17 protein-coding genes and 1 pseudogene are annotated in these 23,098 nt (G+C 34.7%); 9 read left to right on the forward strand and 9 right to left on the reverse strand.

The genetic code is table 11. The annotated features are described in order from the left end of the window. The first annotated feature begins 289 nt into the window (after positions 1-289). The 7 genes from RB619_RS03860 (at position 290) to RB619_RS03890 (ending at position 13,807) form a co-directional block, all read left to right on the forward strand. The gene (locus tag RB619_RS03860) at positions 290-1,891 is read left to right on the forward strand and encodes a Na+/H+ antiporter (RefSeq protein ID WP_308094417.1); all 1,602 of its coding nucleotides are present in this window, start codon (positions 290-292) and stop codon (positions 1,889-1,891) included. 133 nt (positions 1,892-2,024) lie between these two features. After that, on the forward strand, positions 2,025-3,056 hold the full coding sequence (locus RB619_RS03865; protein ID WP_308094419.1) for a LacI family DNA-binding transcriptional regulator: 1,032 nt from the start codon (positions 2,025-2,027) through the stop codon (positions 3,054-3,056). 604 nt (positions 3,057-3,660) lie between these two features. Beyond that, positions 3,661-6,828, forward strand: coding sequence for a TonB-dependent receptor (locus tag RB619_RS03870; protein ID WP_308094420.1), 3,168 nt, complete (start codon positions 3,661-3,663; stop codon positions 6,826-6,828). A gap of 13 nt (positions 6,829-6,841) precedes the next feature. Further along, positions 6,842-8,473, forward strand: coding sequence for a RagB/SusD family nutrient uptake outer membrane protein (locus RB619_RS03875; RefSeq protein WP_308094422.1), 1,632 nt, complete (start codon positions 6,842-6,844; stop codon positions 8,471-8,473). Between the two features lie 36 nt (positions 8,474-8,509). Continuing rightward, positions 8,510-9,874 carry a glycan-binding surface protein gene (locus RB619_RS03880; protein WP_308094424.1) on the forward strand — a complete coding sequence of 455 codons (1,365 nt, stop codon included), beginning with the start codon at positions 8,510-8,512 and terminating at the stop codon, positions 9,872-9,874. A 12-nt stretch (positions 9,875-9,886) separates the two neighbouring features. After that, complete coding sequence (locus tag RB619_RS03885; RefSeq protein WP_308094426.1) at positions 9,887-12,088, forward strand: endo-1,4-beta-xylanase; 2,202 nt, start codon at positions 9,887-9,889, stop codon at positions 12,086-12,088. Between the two features lie 90 nt (positions 12,089-12,178). After that, complete coding sequence (locus RB619_RS03890; protein WP_308094427.1) at positions 12,179-13,807, forward strand: DUF5597 domain-containing protein; 1,629 nt, start codon at positions 12,179-12,181, stop codon at positions 13,805-13,807. Positions 13,808-13,957: 150 nt separating this feature from the next. On the opposite strand, the gene RB619_RS03895 is transcribed toward RB619_RS03890, so the two are convergent. Together RB619_RS03895 and RB619_RS03900 are read right to left on the reverse strand one after the other, a co-directional pair. Further along, a complete protein-coding gene (locus tag RB619_RS03895; RefSeq protein WP_308094429.1) occupies positions 13,958-14,383 on the reverse strand; it encodes a DoxX family membrane protein in 426 nt (141 codons plus the stop codon). 43 nt (positions 14,384-14,426) lie between these two features. Then, positions 14,427-14,792 carry a helix-turn-helix domain-containing protein gene (locus RB619_RS03900; protein ID WP_308094431.1) on the reverse strand — a complete coding sequence of 122 codons (366 nt, stop codon included), beginning with the start codon at positions 14,790-14,792 and terminating at the stop codon, positions 14,427-14,429. Between the two features lie 82 nt (positions 14,793-14,874). Here RB619_RS03900 and RB619_RS03905 point away from each other — a divergent pair, with 82 nt between their 5' ends. Continuing rightward, positions 14,875-15,750: an NAD(P)H-binding protein gene (locus tag RB619_RS03905; RefSeq protein ID WP_308094432.1), complete on the forward strand. Its 876-nt coding sequence runs from the start codon at positions 14,875-14,877 to the stop codon at positions 15,748-15,750. Between the two features lie 247 nt (positions 15,751-15,997). Here the strand turns inward: RB619_RS03905 and RB619_RS03910 are convergent, their stop codons facing one another. The 7 genes from RB619_RS03910 to RB619_RS03940 all read right to left on the reverse strand — a co-directional run bounded on the left by RB619_RS03910 (position 15,998) and on the right by RB619_RS03940 (position 21,424). Then, positions 15,998-17,047, reverse strand: coding sequence for an alpha/beta hydrolase (locus RB619_RS03910; RefSeq protein WP_308094434.1), 1,050 nt, complete (start codon positions 17,045-17,047; stop codon positions 15,998-16,000). A gap of 78 nt (positions 17,048-17,125) precedes the next feature. After that, entirely contained in the window at positions 17,126-17,998 is an 873-nt protein-coding gene (locus RB619_RS03915) for an AraC family transcriptional regulator (protein WP_308094436.1), read from the reverse strand. A 20-nt stretch (positions 17,999-18,018) separates the two neighbouring features. After that, a complete protein-coding gene (locus RB619_RS03920; protein ID WP_308094720.1) occupies positions 18,019-19,266 on the reverse strand; it encodes a DUF6596 domain-containing protein in 1,248 nt (415 codons plus the stop codon). Between the two features lie 84 nt (positions 19,267-19,350). Further along, positions 19,351-19,689: a YciI family protein gene (locus tag RB619_RS03925; protein WP_308094438.1), complete on the reverse strand. Its 339-nt coding sequence runs from the start codon at positions 19,687-19,689 to the stop codon at positions 19,351-19,353. Positions 19,690-20,013: 324 nt separating this feature from the next. Next, positions 20,014-20,466, reverse strand: coding sequence for a carboxymuconolactone decarboxylase family protein (locus RB619_RS03930; RefSeq protein WP_308094441.1), 453 nt, complete (start codon positions 20,464-20,466; stop codon positions 20,014-20,016). A gap of 84 nt (positions 20,467-20,550) precedes the next feature. After that, the gene (locus RB619_RS03935) at positions 20,551-21,111 is read right to left on the reverse strand and encodes a GNAT family N-acetyltransferase (RefSeq protein ID WP_308094444.1); all 561 of its coding nucleotides are present in this window, start codon (positions 21,109-21,111) and stop codon (positions 20,551-20,553) included. A gap of 136 nt (positions 21,112-21,247) precedes the next feature. Then, positions 21,248-21,424 (reverse strand): hypothetical protein, encoded by a 177-nt coding sequence (locus RB619_RS03940; RefSeq protein WP_308094447.1) that lies wholly within the window; start codon positions 21,422-21,424, stop codon positions 21,248-21,250. A 656-nt stretch (positions 21,425-22,080) separates the two neighbouring features. On the opposite strand from RB619_RS03940, the pseudogene RB619_RS03945 reads away from it, so the two are divergent. Continuing rightward, positions 22,081-23,094: pseudogene (locus RB619_RS03945) on the forward strand (zinc-binding alcohol dehydrogenase family protein). The last annotated feature ends 4 nt before the right edge of the window (positions 23,095-23,098 follow it).

A 23,098-nucleotide genomic window follows, 5' to 3' on the forward strand; every position in this document is an offset into this window, starting at 1 on the left:
ACGATTCTATTTAGAATAAATAAAAATAACGCAAATGTAAAAATTAATATCAGTAAATCAATTTATTTGGCTCATAAACTTTGGTCTTAAGCAGATTTTAAGAGTTTTTCATATGATTTTCTTTCTATAAGACTTATAAGAGGTGTAAAAGTTTAATTTCATTTAAAATTTATTTTCTAAAACAAAAAAAGGATATAATTCTCATTAAATATTAATTTAGTAGCCGTTTCCAATCCCGTCCCGAAGTTTCAGGATCGAGACAAAATTTAAAAACCAAAACCAATCATAAATGGAAAATATTACTGTCATTATAATGTTACTTTTTGGCGTCGCTTTTTTGAGCTTAATGAGCAAAAGATATAATTTTCCTATTCCTATTGTACTGGTTCTTTGTGGTGTTGCAATCAGTGTAGTTCCTGGGCTTCCAGTAATTGCCTTAAATCCCGAAGTCGTTTTTATTATCTTTTTGCCACCACTTTTATATCATGCAGCATGGTACACCAGCTGGTACGAATTCAAAAAAACAATTCGACCTATTACGCTTGCTGCAGTAGGACTGGTTTTATTTACCACATTTGCTGTTGCCGTTGTGGCGCATATGTTGATTGATGATATCTCTTGGCCGTTAGCCTTTTTATTAGGAGCAATTGTTTCGCCTCCAGATGCTGTTTCAGCAACTTCAATTACAAAAGGACTTGGACTGCATCCGCGCTTGATTGCTATTCTTGAAGGTGAAAGTTTGCTGAATGACGCCAGCGGACTTGTGGCATACAAATATGCACTAACCGCTATAATTGCTGGAAATTTTGTGTTGTGGGAAGCCGGATTGAATTTCTTTATCATGTCGACCTTAGGAATTGCGATTGGTCTTTTGGTAGGTTACGTGATGAGCATTATTCATAAAAGATTTGTCTGCGATGATGTTATTGAAGCGACATTGACACTTTTAACACCGTTTGCATCGTATTTAATTGCCGAGCATTTTGAATGTTCTGGAGTTCTTGCGGTTGTAACGACGGGGCTTTTTCTGTCGGCAAGATCGAGCGTTATTTTTACACATGAAAGCCGAATGATGGCAGGAACTATTTGGAACATCTTAACCAATATCTTAAATGGTCTGATTTTTATATTAATAGGTCTGCAGTTGCGTGATATTATTTCGGGAATAAGCAATTATTCTGGAACTTCTTTGTTTTTATGGGGCGCGAGTATAAGTATTGTTGTCGTTTTAGTTCGTTTTTTATGGATTATTCCGGCAACATTAGTTCCGAGATTTCTCAGCAAAAAAATACGTACCAATGAAGAATTTGATTACCGTAACATGATTATTTTTGGTTGGTCCGGAATGCGTGGTGTGGTTTCTATGGCTGCCGCATTGGCATTGCCCTTAATGTTGAATGAAAAAGAAGGATTTCCGCTTCGCAACCTTATTATTTATTTGGTTTTTTGCGTGATACTTTCGACTTTAGTCGTTCAAGGATTAACGCTTCCTTGGCTCATTCGAAAATTAAAACTACAGCCGTATTCGATTTTAGCCGAAGAATATGAAATTAGAAATGTAATTGTTTCAGAGACAATTGCGCATATTGAAGATAATTTTTCACTCTTAAATGACGATTTGCTTCATAATATTAAAAGCAAATATGAAGTAAAATTTAATCGTTTGCAGAAGACTGAACTTCCGGCAAATTTCTTCGGAAAAGGAAATGTAATGGGAGGGGAGATTTTTAATGATTTTACAAAATTACAAATTGATTTGCTTAACGTTGAGCGCGCAAAATTAGAATTGATGCATAAAAATGGCTCAGTAAACGAAGAGATTTTCAGAAAAATAGAAAAAGAGCTGGATCTTGAAGAAACACGTCTTTGGATGGAAATGTATGAGGAATAAGGGAATTAGATAATTCGATAATTAGAAAGTTAGATAATTCTGTAATTCGAATTAAGATAATTCATTAAGTCAATTTTAGAAATCCTATAATGTTGTAAAATAACTTATATTTACATCTTATATTATTTATTTCATGGAAGAGAATAAACATGTAACGATCTACGATATTGCAGAGAAGCTGAATTTAGCGACCTCTACAATTTCAAGAGCTTTAAAAGATCATCATTCAATAAGTGATAAAACTATAAAAAAGGTAAAAAAAGCAGCCAAAGAAATGGGATTTGTTCCTAATACTCTGGCAGCAGGTTTACGTGGAAATAAAACAAAAACAATTGGAGTTTTGATTCCAACAGTTACACAGCCCTTTTTATCTTCTTTGATTAGTGGTATTGAAATTACAGCTCAGAAATCGGACTATTCTGTAATTATTATGCAGTCGCACGATTCTTATGCCGAAGAAGTAAATATGGCTAAATCATTGTACAGCAACCGTGTGAGCGGTGTTATTTGTTCGCTTGCGATGGAAACAAGAGATACTTCGCATTTTGAGCAATTTTCAAATAATAATATTCCGCTAGTATTTGTCGACAGGGTTCCAAAGGATTACAATACGTTTAGAGTTGTAATTGATAATTACTCAGCAGGTTATAAAGCGACAAAACATCTTATTGAGCAAGGCTGTCTGCGAATTGCGCATTTAACGGCTGGAGCTGAATTTGGAAACCTTTATAATGAAAGAAAAAGAGGTTATACAGAAGCTTTAAGAGACCATAACTTGCCTATTATTGATGAGTTGATCGTTGATTTAAAGTCGGTTACTTATGAAGATGGTGTAAAAGCCAGTAATAAATTGTTTGATTTAAAGCCAATTCCAGACGGAATATTTGCCTCTGGAGACATTATTGCAGTAAGTGCTGTGCAAACCGCAAAGAAAAGAGGAATAAAAGTACCTGAAGATCTGGCAGTTATTGGTTTTAATAATGACCCTATTTCTGAAATTATAGACCCTAATTTATCTACGATTACACATCCAGCAGAAAAAATGGGAAAGGCAGCAGCCGAAATCATTATAAAAAACCTGAAATCACTTAAAGAAAGTGAAGTTCAGGAAATTACTTTTTTAAATACAGAAGTTCTTGTTCGAGAATCTTCTCATAGAAAATAATTTTGTTTTAAGGTAAAAAACTAAAATCAGAAGATGTTTCAACTGGTTCAATTATAGTTAATTATTGATTTTAGCAATCAATTTTTTAGTAGTATAAAAAAACTCCCGTCAATTTGATGACGGGAGTTTTTTTGTTTTAATAAGCAACCGATTGCCTTTTTGGTTTATTTTTCTGAATAAAAAGGAAGTACTGTCAATTTTCCTACGACGTATCCAAAGTACGTAATGTTTACTTACAGTTTGTTCAATCATAATCTTGTAGGTTGAAAATGAAAAAAATCTAATATTCAATTTTTGCATTTTTTTTATTTTTTTTTAGAAAACATAAATTTATCTACAACGTTTTCGTTGTAATGCGATGTTGTTTTATTAAATGTTTAAAATTTTAATATAAAAATTAAATTATGTATTTTTTAAACCGTGTTTTTTTTAATTATTCAAATAAAAAAATTGCACAACCGGTTGTGTATTGTTGTATTTTATATATATTTGTTCAGACAAAGATTTGTTTTGGCTTTCATTAGGATTCAAATGCATACTAAATATAAGTCTGTTCAAAAAATAACCAACTAACCAAACTATTAACTAATTAAATCAACCATTTATGACTAACTTTTTAATTACGAAAAGCAAATGGAAATACTTTGAAAATCTTGGGTTACTATTCCTGATGTTCGTGTTTTCTGCTGCGGTAAATGCACAAACCACTGTATCTGGGGTAGTTTCAGATGCAAATGGACCAATACCTGGAGTTAATATCATTGTAAAGGGAACCAATATTAACACCGTTTCTAATTTTGATGGCGCTTATACCATTAATACTTTGCCGGCTAATGGCGTTTTGGTGTTCAGCTTCATTGGATATAAATCAAAAGAAGTAGCTGTTGCTAATCAAACTAAAATAAATGTTACACTCAAAGAAGACTTAAATGACTTGAAGGAAGTAGTGGTAGTAGGTTATGGTACCATGAAAAGAAGCGATTTGACGGGCGCTATTTCTTCAATTTCAAGTAAAGCAGTTACAGAATCTGTGACAACAACTATTGATCAGCTTTTACAAGGGCGTGTAGCGGGAGTTCAAATTCAGGCAAACAGCGGTGCGCCGGGAGCGAGTTCTTCGGTTCGTATTCGTGGAATCAGTTCGTTAAATGGGTCTAATGAACCTATATATGTAATTGACGGTGTTATTATTGATGGAACGGCAAATGCTTTAATGTCAAATCCGCTGTCTTCTATCAATCCTTCTGACATTGTTTCGATGGATGTTTTAAAAGATGCTTCAGCGACTGCAATCTACGGATCTAGAGCGGCAAATGGAGTAATTATCGTTACTACAAAACGTGGCAAAAAAGGTGACATGGCGCTTAATTTTGACAGTTATGTAGGTTGGCAGGAAATCCCAAAACATTTGGATTTGTTGAATTTACAAGAATATGGCATACTTAAAAATACGCGTGCTGATTTAGGAATTGTACAGCGTGACAATACTTTCATCAGACCTGATTTATTAGGAGAAGGAACCGACTGGCAAAAAGAGCTTTTCACGACAGCCATGATGCAGAGTTACAATTTATCTGCTTCTGGAGGAACTGATAATACTACTTATGCATTAGGAATTGGATATTTAGATCAGGAAGGTATCGCGATTGGATCTGGTTTTGACCGTTTCAATTTAAGAGGAGTTGTTGATTCTCAAGTTAAAAGCTATTTTAAAGTAGGAGTGAATTTTGCTTTGAGTAAAACAAATCAAACCACTACAGTTACGGACGATTCTTTGATTCTAACTGCGCTTAAACAAACTCCAAATGTTGCAGTACGCAATGCAGACGGAACTTTTGACGGCCCAGATACAACAGAATTTGTGCAAAACAATCCTATTGGTTTGGCTTCGATTAAAGACAATCACAATATCAATTATAATATGAGAGCGAGCACGTATGCTGAAATCAGTTTTACGAAAGATTTGAAATTCAAATCGCAATACTCTGTAGATTATAGTTTTGCAAACAATTATACGTTCAGTCCATCTTATACTTTTGGTGCTCTTGTAAATGATGTTCGCGAAGGAACAAGAACAAAATCAAACAGCGATTTCTGGATCTGGACGAATAGTTTGAACTACAACAAGACTTTTGGTGCTCACAATATTAATGCAATGGTATCTCAGGAAATGCAAGAATCTCACTGGGAAAACCTTTACGGATATCGTTCAGGATATTTAACAAATGGTGCAACCGATTTAAATGCTGGTGATGCAACAACAGCTAAAAACTCAAATGGTAGCAACACAAGTGCTTTGAAATCGTATTTTGCTAGATTGATTTACTCGTTTAACGACAAATATTTATTGACTGCAACGATTCGTCGTGATGGTTCTTCAAAATTTGCCGAAGAAAATCAGTGGGGTTGGTTTCCATCTGCAGCTGTAGCTTGGAAAGTTTCAAATGAGGAATTTTTAAAAGACAGCAAAGTAATCAATAACATGAAATTCCGCGTTGGTTGGGGAGAAGTAGGTGGTCAAAACGTACCAAACTTCGCCTATACATCAACTTACAACGCATCGGCAACAAACTGGGGAACTGGACTTCTTGCAGCAAATACAGCAAATAAGGATTTGAAATGGGAAACTTCTAGCCAAACGAATATTGGTCTTGATTTGGGTTTCTTACATAACAGAATTGAATTGACTACAGATGTTTACTATAAAAAGACAGACAATTTGCTTTTACAATTGCCTCTTCCGGCTTATGTTGGAACAACAGGACAAGGTTCAACATCTTCTCCTTGGGTAAACGTTGGTTCGCTTGAAAATAAAGGTATTGAGTTTACGCTGAATACTTTGAACATGGACAGAAAAGATTTCTCTTGGAGAACGAATGTTACTTTTTCAATGAACAGAAGCAAAGTTTTATCATTAAACACAGAAACAGGAATCTTGAACAAAAGCATTCAACAAGGCTCTGATGTAACGGTTGTTACTCGTACTGCAGTTGGTGAGCCAATTGGTCAATTCTATGGATATAAAGTTATTGGACGTTTTGAAAACGCTACTGATTTCTATTATAAAGACAAAAACGGAACGGTACAGCCAACAGCTTTGCCAGAAGGGATGAAAATTGGTGAAAATGGTGTTTGGATTGGAGATTACATTTTTCAAGACATCAACAAAGACGGTGTAATTAATGAAAAAGACCGCGATTACATTGGTAATGCAAATCCTGATTTTACTTTTGGTGTCAATAACTCATTTTCTTTCAAAGGGTTCGATGTGAGTATTTTGGTAACAGGTTCTTATGGAAACGACGTAGTAAATTACCAAAGACGTTGGTTAGAAAATCCTAGAGAGAACACAAATTTATTGACATCGGCTTTAGGTTATGCACAATTGGAATTAATTGATCCAACAGGACCAAACGATTATCGTAACGTACACATTGTTGGCGGAGATCCTTATATGCCTAGAATTGCGGCTTCATCTGCGGCTTCATCATCAAACTATCGTTTCAGCAACCGATTTGTAGAAGATGGTTCGTATGTGCGCATCAAGAATATTTCTATAGGATACAATCTTCCGCAGAAATTATATTCTAAATACGGAATATCGAATATCAAGATTTACTCAAATGCTCAAAACTTCTTAACGTTTACAAAATATAAAGGGTATGATCCTGAAGTTGGTTCACTTAACCAAGATGCTCTTTTAACAGGCATTGACAACGGACGCTATCCTTCGCCAATGATTACAACACTTGGATTAAATGTTAACTTCTAAAATACTGCAAACCATGAAAACAAAAAAAATATTATACTCGGTTCTTTTGATTGCATTACCATTGGTTTGGATTAGTTGCAGTGATCTTTTAGATGTTGAACCCGAAGATCAAATTACAAAAGAAAATTTTTACCAATCAGAAGCCGATTTTCAGGCGGCAACAGGACCACTTTACAATAAAGTGTGGTTTGATTTCAATGATAAATTTTATTATGGTTTAGGCGACGGACGCTCAGACAATTTGTATGCACCGTACTCAGATTATGTTTATCCATTTACAGATTTATCTGAAACAGGTTTAACAGGCCCTTTGGTTTCTGCTTGGGGATCTTTATACAATGTTGTACAACAGTCAAATAATGTAATTATTGGTATTTCAGACAGTAATGTAAATACGACGATTAAAAACAAGTACATTGCCGAAGCTCGTTTTATGAGAGGAACTGCTTACTGGTATTTGGCATCGCTTTGGGGTGACGCTATTATTTCTACAGATCCAAGAGAATTGGTTAAAAATCCAATTGTAAATAAAAGCCCGATGAAAGATGTTTATGAGTTTGCAATTCGCGATTTAGAATTTGCAGCAAAATATCTTCCAGAGCAAGCAGGTCAAGCAGGACGTTTAACAAGATATAGTGCTTTCGGAATGCTTTCTCGTGTTTATTTGTCTTTTTCAGGCGTAAGTGATAACCCAAATAGCGGTACGAGAAAACAAGAATATCTTGATTTGGCTAAAAAAGCAGCTGAAAAAGTTTTCAATTCTGGACCCTATAAATTGTTGGCTAATTATGCAGATTTATTCAAAATTGATAATAACAACAACCCAGAATCGATGTTTGCACTTCAATGGGTTCCAAACGGAGATTATGGCGTAAACAATACACAACAGGCTTATTTTGCATTAGGTTCTGATATTACAGGAGATGATGCAGCTTGGGGTTATTGGACAAGAGCTTCTTATGATGTTTTGAAAGAATATGAAACTAAAGATGCACGTCGTAAAGCAACTTGGATGGGTGATGATGATTTTTATCCAGAAATAAACAAATCAAACGGAGGTTACACAGTTGATCATAGCAAAGATTTCTTGAATGTGAAAAAAGGTGTTGTAGGCTCAACGAAAGACAACGCTAAAACAAGTCGTATGAATTCGGGTTTAAACACCTATATGTTGCGTTTGGGCGAAGTTTATTTGAATTATGCCGAAGCTGCTTTAGGAAATAATGCTTCAACTGCTGATGCATTGGCAATTGCGGGCGTGAATGCGCTTCGTATGCGTGCGGGACTTGATCCAAAAGCAACTTTAACGTATGCTGATATTATTCACGAAAGAAGAGTTGAATTGTGTATGGAAGGCCAATATTGGTACGATTTAGTACGTAGGTCGTATTACAAACAGCAAGAAGTAATCAACTATGTGACTGCTCAAAACAGAGGAACTATTGTGCCAATTTTATATGATAGTGCAACAAATACAGTTTCGATTGATCCTGCAAAAAGCAACAGCACGCGTTCTATTGGTGTAATTGATGCTACCATTTTTGTGTTGCCTTATCCAGAATCTGAATTGGTTCAGAATCCGTTATTGAGAGAAAACCCAGTTCCGTATCAATTTACAGAAGAAAAAATCAAAGACTTATTCTAATCAGACTGAAAATAATAAATCTAAAAGAAAGATTATATGAAATATATTTTAAATAAAAAGTATTGGGCGCCCATCGCATTTCTTGGGATGATGGTTTTTAGTATACTGTTTACTGCCTGCGATAATAATGACGGCGCAAGTAAACAAATAGTAATAAGCAAAGTATTTCTAGAAGACGTAAATTCAACTGTTCCCGACAGAGAAGTGAGTTTTGCCCGCTTAGGCCAAACATTGCGTATTGAAGGTTCTGGATTTACAGGATTAAGAAAAGTATTTATAAATGGATATTCAACGTATTTTAATGTGGTATTTGTTTCTGATAATTCAATGATTATTAGTGTTTCTTCAGATACGCCAACAATTGAAGCAGATCCAGCCGAAAGAAATACTATTCGTTTTGTAAATGATAATACTGAAACGACATTCAAATTTGATATTCGTTCAGGAAAACCTGTTATTAACGGAATTTCAAATACAATGCCGAATCCGGGAGAAATTATCCACGTTTTAGGTTCAGGTTTGACCGAAGTTAAAAAAGTAGTTTTCCCTGGAAATGTTACCGTAACGACAGGAATTGTTTCAGATCCTGACGGTGAATTTTTCACAGTTGCAATGCCAAACGGTGTTTCAGATCTTGGAGGTTCATTATTTGTTGAAGGTTCAAATGGTGGGGTTTATTCTCCGGCATGTTTCAATTTCAAAAAAGGATTGCTCCTTAATTTTGATGGACAAGGACAGCACGGATATTGGGGAACAAGCACAAGCATGATTCAGCCAGCCGATTTAGAATCAGCTTCAGTTGGAACAGAGAATGTTTCACAAGGAAAATATGTAGCGCATCGTCCAGCTCGTATTGCTTCTTTTGATGCTGGAAAAAATCGTCTTTCAGAAGTTTGGACTGCAGGAAATGGAGTAGATAACTGGAGAGCACAATTAACGCCGTACATTCCGGCAAATACGCCTCTTGATAAAGTAGCACTTCAATTTGAAATGTATGTTCCTGAAATTTGGAAAGAAACCGGATTCTTAAAAATTTGTATGATCAATAATTTTAATGGAGGAGAATGGTCTGGAGCTTGTTACAACTATGTTCCTTGGATTATTGACGGAAAAGCCTCAGAAATTAAATCAACTGGCTGGAGAACGGTAACAATTCCGTTAAATAAATTCTACGCTTGGTCTAAAGAAGCTTTTACTTTCGAAACTGTTTTGGCATATCGTGAAGCGGCAACCTATCAAAACTTCGGAATCTATTTTGAAAACTCTAACGTGAAACTTAAAGATGTAACTGGAACTGCAAGTGAAGTAGAATTTCCTGCAAAAGCGACTTCTGTAAAAGTGTACACAGACAACTGGAGAATAGTTTCTATGAATACACCGGTTTATAACGATTTTAACTAAAAAAGCATCAAAATGAAATATAAAAATATACTTCCAATAGCTGCCTTGTCATTAATGCTTTTATCATCTTGTGATGATAATTTAATGGACTGGGAAAAAGATCCGGAGCACGGTGCCGTAACTGGCGCAGAGCTTCCATTAGAATTAGTTGAAAAAATAAGCCGTTACGAGCCTTTAAAAAACTACACCAATTTTGTTCTAGGAAACGGAATTGGAGCAGATTTATACATGAGCGATGCTGCTTACCGCAAAATTGTAAATGAGAATTTTGACGAGGTTACGCCTGGATATGCTATGAAACATGGCGCGATGGTAAACTCAAAAGGAGAAATAAACTTTGCTACAATTGATGCTTTTATCGCCGAAACAAAGAAAGCAGGATTAAAAGTTTTTGGTCACACTTTAGTTTGGCATTCGAATCAAAATGCAAGTTATTTGAACAGTATTATTGCGCCAACGGTAATTCCGGGTTCAAGCGGTACTAACATTCTGGATATTGCGGGTTTAAAAAGCGGTGCTTTTACGAATTGGGCAAGAAATAATCCAGGAAAAGGAATTTCGGTAGTAGCAAATTCTGGACTTACAAGCACGTCACAGGCAGTGCAATTGCAGTCAAGCGCGACATCTTCTGCAGCTTATAATTTACAATTGACATCACCAAATGTTCCAATTGTGGCGAATCATAATTATGAAATCTCATTTTACATCAAATCGGATGTTGCTGGAAAAGGCCGACTTTCGTTTAATGCTTCATTGACAAACCAATATCCATATAAAGATTGGTACGCAACAGGAGGATCTTGGACAGAAGCTTTTGCAACAACTTCATCTTGGCAACAAGTCAAAATTAAATTAGCGCCAGGTGATTTTAAAGCAGGAAGTACAACTTTTCAGTTTAATATTGATTTGGGTTATTTGCCAAATGTTACTTATTTAATTGATGTAAATACTTTAGCGGTTGTTGATTTAGATGCGCCTGTAGGAGTTACAAACTTAGTTGCCAATGGTAAATTTAATACAGATCTAACAGGGTGGTCAAAATACAATGGCGCAGCTGATGCTTTGAGTCTTGCTGGAGCAGCAAATGCTTACGAAGGAAACGGAGCAATGAAAGTAGTGAATGCAACTGATAATTCGGGTGGAGAATGGAAAACGCAGATTCATGCTGATTTTACTTCGACATTGACTGCTGGAAAAAGTTATACTATTTCATACATGATTCGTTCAGATGCAACAGGATCAGTGCGTTGCTCATCAACAGGAGGATCGGCACAATATCAAGGAAATCAGGCAACTTCTCCAACTTGGAAATTAGTTGAGTGGAAAATAACGGCAGCAGGAACTGAAACGGGTTTCAACTTCGATTTAGGTTTATTAGCAGGAACATATTATATCGACAATGTGGTAGTTTCTGACGGAACGTCAAGCGGAGGGGCAACACCACCGGTTAATATTGATAAAACAGATGCTGAAAAAACAAAAATCATTGGTGATGCAATGGCAGATTGGATTACAAAAATGATGAATCACTACAAAACAAGTGTTTTTGCTTGGGATGTTGTGAATGAGCCAATGAAAGAAGACGGAACGTTGAGAAACGGAACAGAAGGCGACACAGCAACAGATTATTTCTCATGGATTAAATATCTTGGAAAAGATTATGCTGTAACTGCTTTTAAATTAGCACGTACAAACGGAAATGCTACTGACAAATTGTTTATCAACGATTATAATCTTGAATCAAGATTAGACAAATGTGACGGTTTGATTGAATATGTAAAATATATTGAAAGCAAAGGCGCTACAGTTGACGGAATTGGAACTCAAATGCACATTTCGTTGACAACTGATAAAGATAAAATTGTTCAGATGTTCCAAAAATTAGCAGCTTCAGGAAAATTGATTAAAATTTCTGAGCTGGATATCAGATTAGGAACTGCTACACCAACGGTTGAACAACAGGCTTCTCAGGCAGCAATGTATCAATATGTTATTGATATGTACAAAAAGTACATTCCGGCAGCACAACAATACGGAATTACAATTTGGGGTGTTTCAGACAGCGTAAAAGAACACGAATTCTGGCTTCCTAATGAGTCTCCAAACCTTTGGGACGCTAATTATGTTCGTAAACATGCTTACAAAGGAACTGCAGACGGTCTTGCAGGAAAAGATGTAAGTGCTGGATTCTCTGGTGAATTAGTAAAAAAGTAATAGTTTCATTCTAAAATAATCCATGACACAAATTCCATTTCGGATTTGTGCATGGATTATTTGTTTTCTTAAATTTTTAAAATAATAAGAATGCTATATTTTCTAAAAAAGAGATTTTTTCTGCTTTTGGTACTGTTTGCACAGTTTGGATTTTCTCAGGAAAAAATTCCAAATCTTCAAAAGAAAGGAAATAAAACACAGTTAATTGTCAACGGAAAACCATTTATAATTCGCGGAGGAGAATTGGGAAATTCTTCAGCTACTACTATGGAAAGTATGGAACCAATTTGGTCCAAATTGACGGATATGAATTTAAACACAGTGTTGACGCCAATTTATTGGGAATTGATCGAAAAGGAGGAAGGCAAATTTGATTTTTCTTTAGTTGATGATTTAATTGTAAGAGCCCGAAAGGAGAATTTGAAACTGGTTTTTCTTTGGTTTGGTTCATGGAAAAATAGTATGTCAAGTCACGCCCCGGCATGGGTAAAATTAAATCAGAAGAAATATCCAAGAATTAAAGATGACAAAAATAAAAGTCATGAAATCCTGACGCCTTTCAGTGAAAATAATTTATTTTTCGATTTGAATGCGTTTCAAATATTGATGAAACACATCAAAGATTTCGATCAAAAAGAGCAGACCGTAATCATGATTCAGGTTGAGAATGAAATTGGAATGTTGCCAACGGCGAGAGATTATTGTCCGCTTGCAAATACTGCTTTTCAGAAAGAAGTTTCAGCTGAATTATTAAAATACTTACAGCAAAACAAAGAAAAATTAGTTCCCGAATTTTTAGAAATCTGGAAGAAAAATGGTTTTAAAACCAAAGGGAATTGGGAAGAAGTTTTTGGAAAAGGATTTCAGACCGATGAAATTTTTATGGCTTGGTATTTTTCAGAATTTACTAATAAAGTGGCAAAAGCAGGAAAAGAAGCCTATTCTATTCCGATGTTTGTAAACGCAGCCTTAAACGCACCAGAAAAAAAGCCAGGCGAATACCCTAGTGCGGGCCCGTTGCCACATCTTATGGATGTTTGGAAAGCAGCAGGAAATTCAATTGATTTTTTGTCTCCAGATTTTTACAATCCCAATTTTAAGCATTGGAACGATCTGTTTACGCGCCAAGACGATCCTTTATTTATTCCAGAACATCGTTTTGATATTACTGCGCCATTCAAAGGTTTATACGCAATTGGTCATTATGAAGCGATTGGTTTTTCTCCGTTTTCAATTGAATCGGTCACCGATGCAAAAAAAGAACCGCTTGGGAAAATTTATGAATTGATAAAACAATTAACTCCTGTTATTGAAGCGAATAAAGGACAAGGAAAAATTGAAGGCGTTTTATTGGATAAAGAAAATCAGTCGCAGATTATTCAAATGGGAAATTATGAATTTACGTTCAAACATGATTATACCTTAAATTGGTCAGATGGTGCCAAAGAAGCGGTTTGGCCAATGACAAGTGCCATTATAATTGAAATTGCTCCAGATGAATTTTATATTTCCGGTTCCGGAATCGTAGTCACTTTTAAGCCTTTAAAAAATAAAGAGCTGAATGCAGGAATTTTAAAAACAGATCAGGGAATTTTTGAAAACGGAGCATGGAAAACCATTCGCCATTTCAACGGAGATCAAACTCATCAAGGTCGACATATAAGAATTGCCGTTGATGATTATGAAATTCAGAAGGTAAAATTGTACTCTTACGAGTAAATTTTTAGGAGGAAGGGACAAAGTGACAGAGGACAAAGTGACAAAGGTTTTTTTGAGCCACTAAACTATAAACCCGACAGGTTTTTAAAACCTGTCGGGTTTGCTTTATGTATAAAGTTTCGAAACCTTTGCCCCTTTGTAACTTTGTCCCTAATCTAAAGAAAAAGTTGTTTTTTCAATAGAAGAAAGTGTCAATGCTGCTGCAAAACTTGTAAAAACAGAGTAATCTAATGGCGCTTTAATAGAAATTGCAAAAGTCATTGTTAATGCAAAAAGAAACATTAATCCTGCAGTTCCAAGAGCTGCGTATTTTGTTTTAAAACCAATAATTAAAAGCAGGCCGAATGTAATTTCGAAAAAAGTAGCTAATGCACCCAAGATTCCAGCAAGTGATTTACTAGCAAAAGAATTAAGCGTTTGTGTATAAGCAATAAAATTATCCCAATTTCCCCAAGCTACACCTGGTGCTCCTGGCGCTCCCCAAAAACCAAAACGGTCTGCAACTGCAGAAAGCATGGTAATTCCTAAAAAGATTCTTAAAATAAAACCGGCATTTGATAATGATATGTTTTTCATATTGGACAATTTTTTATGTAAATGTAAAAAGAAGTTGAGTAATTTAAGATACAAAACCATTTTCCTTATCAATAAAGGCCCATTCTGCCATTGCTTGAATAACAGGCATCAAGCCGTTTCCGGCAGGACTTAAACGATATGTTACAAAAGGAGGAACAACAGGTTTTGCTTCTCTAATGATAAGATTATCCGCTTCAAGTTGTTTAAGGTGTTGGATGAGCATTTTTTCACTAACGGCCGGAATCGCTCTTTTTAATTCGCTGTAGCGTTGACTTCCACCAGAAAGATGATATAAAATAATAGGCTTCCAGTAGCCTCCAATTTTTTCCATCACATACGTTACGGGACATTTTTCTAATGCATATTGCTTATTTTCCTGAATAGTCGAAGCTTCTTTAATTGCTGTCATTTGTGCATACTTTAGGGTAAGTACTTGTGTAAAAGTAAGTACAAATATACCTTTGTTTCAGATAATAAAAAAATATACAGTCATGAAAATTACAATATCAGGTTCGTTAGGGAACATCGGGAAACCATTAGTAAAAAAACTTATTGCTGCGGGACATCAAGTAACGGTAATCACCAGCAATTCAGATCGAAGTGAAGCGATCGAAGCATTAGGTGCAAAACCAGCAATTGGTTCTGTAAGCGATGCTGTTTTTTTAGCGAAAGCATTTGAGGGAGCAGATGCCGTTTTTGCAATGACGCCGCCAAACATGGGAGGCAGTAATGTTATAGCAAATACAATAAATGCTGGCCAAGCTTTTGCTAAAGCAATTGCTGGAGCTCAAATAAACAGAGTTGTAATGTTGAGCAGTATTGGCGCTGATTTGCCAAATGGAACTGGCCCTATTGCAGGACTTCATAACATTGAAAAAATATATGAAAAATTAGAAAACACATCGGTGACTTTTTTACGAGCGGGATTTTTCTTTACTAATTTTTATAATGATGTTCCAATGATAAAAGGCGCTGGAATTATGGGAGCTAATTATCCTGCATCAACTGTAATTCCTTATGTGCATCCAGAAGATATCGCAACTGCGGTCGCTGAAGAATTAGTAAAAATAGGATCAGGAAAAAATGTTCGTTACATAATAAGTGATGTGCGTACGCCAGGTGAAGCTGCAAAAATATTAGGTACAGCAATCGAAAAAACAGAATTGCCATGGATTGAATTTACTGATGAACAATCTTTAAGAGGAATGATTCAGGCCGGATTACCAGAAGAATTTGCAGGTTTGTACACAGAAATGGGAACAGGTTTGCGAAGTGGAGCAATCGCAGCTGATTTCTTAAAAAACAAAACTATCGACGGAAAAACAAAACTGGAAGATTTTGCAAAAGAATTTACTTCAAACTTTTAAAATTTACTTAAAGTAAAAACAAAAAATCACTATTTATAGTGATTTTTTCTGTTTTGTGGCGTATTACTTTTGCCACAGGATTTTTTTGTTATTTTTTATTTTAATAGTAAGCATGAAAATAAAATAGGAATTAACATTGAAGTTTTTTTATAAAAGCCATTTCCTATTTTAATTTTTTTGAGCAAAAAAAGAGACAGCTTATTGCTGTCTCTTTTTATTATTATCTTATTTGATTCTTATTTGATTCTTATTTCAATGTTGTTTTAATTACAATTGCAGCTTGCTGAATAGCAGTTTGAATCGCTGGAACATTTGAAATTGGATTTAAAAGTCCGTAATCGTGAATCAATCCGTTGTATCTTGTTAAAGTTACAGGAATTCCAGCTTCGTTTAATTTTCTCGCATAAGCTTCACCTTCATCTCTTAAAACATCATTTTCTGCTGTTTGAACTAATGCAGGAGGTAAATCTTTAAGTTCTGCTAAGCTTGCTTGAAGCGGAGAAGCATATTTTTCAGCTCTTTTTGCAGTTTCTGGCAAGTAATTATCCCAAAACCATTTCATCATATTTTTAGTCAAGAAACGTCCGTTGGCATATAAATTATATGATTCAGTTTCAAAATTAGCATCGGTTACAGGCCAAAGTAAAACTTGAAGTTTAATATGTGGACCTTTTTTGTCTTTTGCCATTAAAGTAATTGCTGCCGTCATATTTCCTCCAACACTGTTCCCAACAACGGCAAGGTTTTTACCGTCAACACCAATTTCTTTTCCGTTTTCAGAAACCCACTGTGTAGCAGCATAAATTTCATTTATTGCAACAGGATATTTAGCTTCTGGTGAAGGAGTATAGTCAGGGAAAACTGCAACTGCACCACTTTCAACTACAAGATCTCTAACTAATCTTCTATGAGTTGGATAATCTCCTAAAACCCAGCCACCGCCGTGGATAAAAATAAAGACTGGTGCATTTGCTTTTGCGCCTTTAGGTTTTGTAATGTGAATTTTTACTTTTAAACCGTTTTGCGAAATTACTTTTTCAGATTCTTCGATACCTGAATAATCCACTTCGACTGATTTTTGTGCGCCAACTAAAACATTACGTGCGTCCGCCACAGGCAATTGTTCCAAAGGTTTTCCGTCACCTGAATTTAGTGCGTTTAAAAAGCCTCTAACTTCTGTAAATATTTCTGGGTCATTTTGTCCTTTATAAGGTCTTTCTTGTGCTGAAGCAATTGTATTTACGATTAACAATGCTGCAATAAATAAACTTTGTTGTAATGCTTTAATAGTTTTCATATCTTTTATCTTTTAATTATTTATAATTTGATAGGACAAAGATATGGCGGTTATAAAGCCTTAAAAATAGATAAAAGTCTATTCTAATTGTACATTTTTCCCTTGAAGGTATTTTTTCTTGAAATTGGATGGAGTGTCGCCAACTTTATTGGTAAAAAGTCGGTTAAAATAAGCGGGATCTTCGTATCCAAGCTGATATGCAATCTCTTTTACACTTAATGAAGAATAGCCTAAAAGACGTTTTGCTTCCAAAATAATTCGGTCTTTAATAATATCATTTGGTTGCTGAAGTTCCAATCGATTGAATTTGTTCGAAAGTGTTTTGGGTGCAACGCCAAGAATGTCAGCATAATCTGCAACGGTATGTTTGGTTCTGAAATGAATTTCGACCAATCGGCTGAAATCTCTAAAAAAATCCATTTCCTTTGAAGGCTCCTCATTCAAAACGCCTAATTGCTGTATTTTCCAGATTCGGGTTGCCTTTATAATCAGCTGTTTTAAGTACGTTCTGATCATTTCTTCCTGAGAAGAATCGGGCGAATCAAACTCCTGTTGCAGTTGTGCGTAAATACCATCTATAAATAAGACTTCTTTATCAGGCAGTGCAGTCATTGGCATTTCAAAAATATTATTGAATAATAATCCGTCGCAAGCCACTTCGGCATCATGAATTTGGACACAATAAAAATCTCGGTTATAATACATAAAATAACCCTGTTTTTTTCCCTCTTTATCAATTTGCAGATATTGATTGCTATTGATGAAAAATAGGGAAGGACTGGAGGTTTGATAATGCTTAAAGTCTATTGTAATCGAATATTCTTCAGGAAGATAAAGGACTTTAATATAGGATTTGTACAAATCGCCATTAATTTCTTCAATAAAATCTTCATTCAAGGCAAAGAAGCCCAGTTTTTTATAATTAGATTCAAAAAATTTATGGTTAAGCATTGGCAAAGTTATTTTTATTTTTACTTCTTTATTTTGGATGAAAGTTCCAAAATATTTTTGCTGATAATATTTTTATCCGAAGCTGTTTTGGCCAATTTAAGCGCGGTTTCAAAATGATGAAGTGCTTTTAAATTGTCAATATCGGTATATAAATTTCCGAGCAACGAATAATAGAAATGATTATCAGTCAAATTTAACTTTTCTGCTTCAATTACAGCTTCTTGTTTGCCAATAACTTTTGATAAGGCAAAAGTTCGGTTCAAAGCCACAATTGGAGAATATTCTAAAATGATCAAATGATTATAAAGCTCCAGAATATGTTTCCATTTTTCTGAAGTATCACTTTTTAAGGTGTGCCAATACGCAATTCCAGCTTCAAGATGGTATTTTGAAAGTGTATTTCCGATAGAAGATTTGCCTAAAAAATAAGTGCCTCGATCAATTAATTCCTGATTCCAAAGTGTTTCATCTTGATCTTGGTATAAAATAATTTCGCCGTTTTCTGAGGTACGCGCATCAAATCGGGAAGAATGAAAACACATTAATGCCATTAAAGCATTTGTCTCAGGCAGATTGGTGCTTTGATTCTGAATCAATAAATAGGTTAAGCGCATGGCTTCGGCACAAAGATCTTTGCGAAGCGTGGTATTTTGTGAAGTCGAGTAATAACCTTCCGAATAAAGGAGATAAATGGTTTTTAAAACCGTATCCATTCGATCCGAGATTTCAGTCTTATTCGGACTTTGGATTTTAATATTTTCTTCCTTGAGTTTTTCTTTGGCCCGATTTATACGTTTGTAAATCACTTCTTTATTTGATAGAAAAGCATCGGAGATTTCGCTTATTCCAAAACCGCATAATAAATTCAATGCCAATGCAATTTGCGCTTCAGCAGCATTACAAGGATTACAGACGGCAAAAATCATCGCCAACTGACTGTCTGCAATATTTTGTTCCGATAAATCAATTTCGATTTCCGGATTGTTTAACGGTGCATTGTATTTGATTTCGGAGACAATTTTCTTTTCAAAAATATCAGTTCTCTTAAAATGGTTTTTGGTTTTATTTTTCGCCACAGTATAAAGCCAAGCCGTCGGATTTTCCGGAATTCCCTTTATAGCCCAAGTTTCAGAAGCGGCCAAGAAAGTATCGCTCACAATATCTTCGGCAATTTCAATATGATGAATGCCAAACAGACTGCAAAGCACTGAAACAATCTTCTGATATTCAGTTCTAAATAAATTGGGAATAAGCTCTTTTTCCAAAATTGTAAATTATTAATTGTGAATTGTTAATTGCAAAAAAGATAAAATGATAATTTATTAATTTACAATTAACAATTCATAATTATTTTAAACCGCCATTCTAATCTCGACATTGCCTCCAAAATCAAGAACTGGACATCCTTGTGCAATTGCTGCTGCTTCATCATAATCTTTGGCTTTTATAACGATCAAGCCGCCAATAGATTCTTTGATTTCAACAAAAGGTCCGTCAGTGATTCCTTTGTTTGAAGTTACGAGTTTTCCTTTTCCGTCCCAGCGCTGTAAGGGTCTTGCCAATTTATCTTGCGCCGCCAAACCGCCAAACCAGTTTTGCCATTGTTGTAAATGTTGTTGTAGTTCTTCTGGCGACGGCTGAAGTTCTTTAGTCGAAAAATCTCTTCTGAAAATTAATATGAATTCATTCATTTTGATACGTTTTAATATGTTATAAAAAGAAGCAACAAATCATTTTTCTCAAAGTTTGTCATTCCGAGGAACGAGGAATCTCCGCGAGAAACTCTACAAAGATTGACCTCTAATTACGGAGCTACTTGTGGAGATTGCTTCGCCAGTTCACTAACGCTCGTGTCCTCGTTCCTCGGAATGACAAGATTGTGTAGACTATGTTTATTTAAACAAGTGAAACGCCTCTTCGAGAATACAAAATCTATGTTTCTATGTGTTAAAATTAATTTTGCTTAATGATATAAATTTAGTGTTTTTACCAAATATAAAAACAGCTTGGTTTATTTATCCGAATTGCCCAACTCTGTAAGTGCCAGCCGGATTGGCAAAAGCAATATTAATTCGATTCCAAATATTTATTGCGCCAATCGCTAGCGTAAGATCAATTAATTCCTCTTCTGAAAATTCAGCTTTAGCAATATTGTAGATTTCGTCTGGAACATCACATGCATTTACAGCTTCTGCGTAAGCAAGGGCAATTCTTTCGCGTTGTGTAAAATAAGGAGTTTCTTTCCATGCGCTCAAGCCAAACAAACGTTGCGTTGTTTCGCCATGTGCCATTGCTTCTTTAGTGTGCATATCGATACAATATGCGCAATTGTTGATTTGCGAAATTCTAATTTCGACTAATTCAAAAAGTGATCTTTCAAGTTCTGATTTTTTCAAATAACCGCTTACGCCAAATAATGTTGAGATTGCTTTTTGACCTTTTTCGAATACATTAATTCTAGTTTCCATTTTGTATAATTTTAATTGTTTATACTCTAATGACAACTGAAGTTTCAGAATTGGACAAAATTTTGAAAAAAAATAAAAAAACTTTTATTTTGGACGTATTTGAAGGTGTTCCAGCGTTTTTCCGACCAAAGTTTTTTCTCCAAAAGATTGAAATCCGAGGTTTAAATATAGTTTTTTTGCGTTCGGATTACCTTCTTCAACTAATAATCCTAAAGTCTGATTGTTTTTGGCAACAAATTCTTCAATCAAAAATCGAAGCAGTTTTGAACCAATGCCTTTTCCCTGATGTTTCGGATTTACACCTAAAGAATCAATGTAAAATTCACCGGCTTCTGATTCTAACTCTGGATCAAACTCCGGATTAAAATGAGTTCGGACATATTCAATTATTGGAGTTCTTAAAACTTCTAAATCGGCACCATTATAGATATTTACTGCGCCAATTATTTCATTATCAGCTTCGGCAACAAAACAATTTTGATACGAATATTGATTGTTTTCTTTTCCGATGAAATACTGCAAGAAATGTTTCGCGGAAGCGTAATCTTCTTTTTTAAGAAACTTATAAATGATATCTTCCATTGCCAGCAATAATATTGGAGCAATTTGTTCTGAATCGGATATTTTGGCTTTTCTGATATTCATTTTTTCGAATGCTTAACTTTAGCAAATTTAAAGTTTTTATTTAAACATATTTTGAAAGGAGCGGGCCTTGGATTCAAAATTGAAAAAATTAGAAGCGCTGATGAATAATAAACCGAATTAAATTCTTGTAAACAGTTTAGGGGTAAAGGTCTATAATTTTCTGTACGTTGCCAATGAAAATTTCAGTGTTTTTGATGTCTTGTTTGATCGATGGTTCATAATACAATAATTTGTAATGCTCCACCATGTAGTTTTTTTGATATTTAATAATTGATTCAAAACTTCGGATTTCATTTTCATCGTGCTTTTTCAATTCCCTTTGTTTACTTTTTAAATAATGTAAAGATTTTTTTAATCTTTCAATTTCTAATTTTTCCAAACTGTAATTTCTTAAAATTTAATGAAACAAACGATAGTCAGAAATGTGATAAATTTCATGATGCCCCAAAAACTATTATCATTTGAGTTTACCACAATTTTCTGCTATTTTCACCCTTAACTACGATAAAATTGGAATCTTGGATTTTGCATTATTTAAAATAAAGTTGAAAATATTTTTAATTTTAAATTGAATGAAAATGAAGTGTTTGAAATTCAGTTATTTGCATTTTAAAGGAGTTTTGATTGTCAATTGTTTTTTTTATTATTTAAATACATAGAGATATAGTTTTCCACAATCTTGTCATTTCGAGGAACGAGAAATCTTCGCAAGTAGCTCCAAATCAATAATCCCTAATCTTTGTAGAGTTTCTCGTGGAGATTTTTCGCTCCTCGAAATGTCAAACTATGCTGGCTATGTGTTAAAAAACGAGTTTTTTTTCATTCACATTTTTCAAAAAAAAAATCTATGTTTCTATGTGTTTAAATAAAACTGAAGAATTTCTACCGATATAGTATAAAATTATACCAATTCAAAAGTTTAAACAGCTCGTATATTTGTTATTATATTTTAATTAAAAATTAAAAAGAATGAAAGCAATAGGATTTAAAACATCATTAAACATAGAAGAAAGAGAGAGTTTTATCGAATTTGAAGCTGTAAAACCAGTGCCGGGCGCACATGATTTATTAGTAAAAATTGATGCAATTTCAGTAAATCCAGTCGATTTTAAAATTCGTCAGAGCAGTGCAAAAGATACAGTTTTGGAAACTCCAAAAATCATTGGCTGGGATGCCGGTGGAATTGTATAAGCAGTGGGCGAAAAAGTGACTTTGTTTGAAGTTGGTGATTTGGTTTATTATGCCGGAGATATTACAAAACAAGGAAGCAATGCCGAATATCAAATTATTGATGAAAGAATTGTTGGCAGAAAGCCAAAGTCATTAAGTATTGAAGAAGCGGCCGTAATTCCGTTAACCGCTTTGACGGCTTGGGAAATTTTGTTTGACCGAATCAGAATCAATACGGAAAAAGACAAAGGGAAATCAATTTTAATTATTGGAGGTGCTGGCGGAGTAGGTTCGATAGCGATTCAATTGGCTAAGAAAATGGCAGGATTAACGGTTATTGCCACAGCGTCGCGCCCTGAAACTACAGATTGGTGCAAAAAACAAGGAGCCGATTTTGTTGTTGATCATAAAAACTTAATTGCTTCGGTAAAAGAAGCTGGTTTTGAAACGGTTGATTTTATTTTGGATTTTGTTGATACCAATGCCTATTGGGATAGTATGACAGAACTGATAAAACCTCAAGGACATATTGCTTCGATTACCGGAAGCAGTGAACCCGTTGCGCTTAACAAGCTGAAAAGTAAAAGTGTTTCTTTTTCTTGGGAATTAATGTACACGCGCTCAATGTTTCAGACGGATGATATGATCGAACAGCATCATATTTTAAATAAAGTAGCCGATTTATTAGATGAAGGCATTTTAAAAACAACTTTAAATCAAACCTTAAACGGACTTACAGCGGACAATTTGAAAAAAGCGCATCAGCTTTTAGAATCGGGGAGAACGATTGGGAAAATTGCGATTAAGTTTTAATTTT

The organism is Flavobacterium sp. LHD-80 (assembly GCF_030929605.1).
GTDB lineage: Bacteria > Bacteroidota > Bacteroidia > Flavobacteriales > Flavobacteriaceae > Flavobacterium.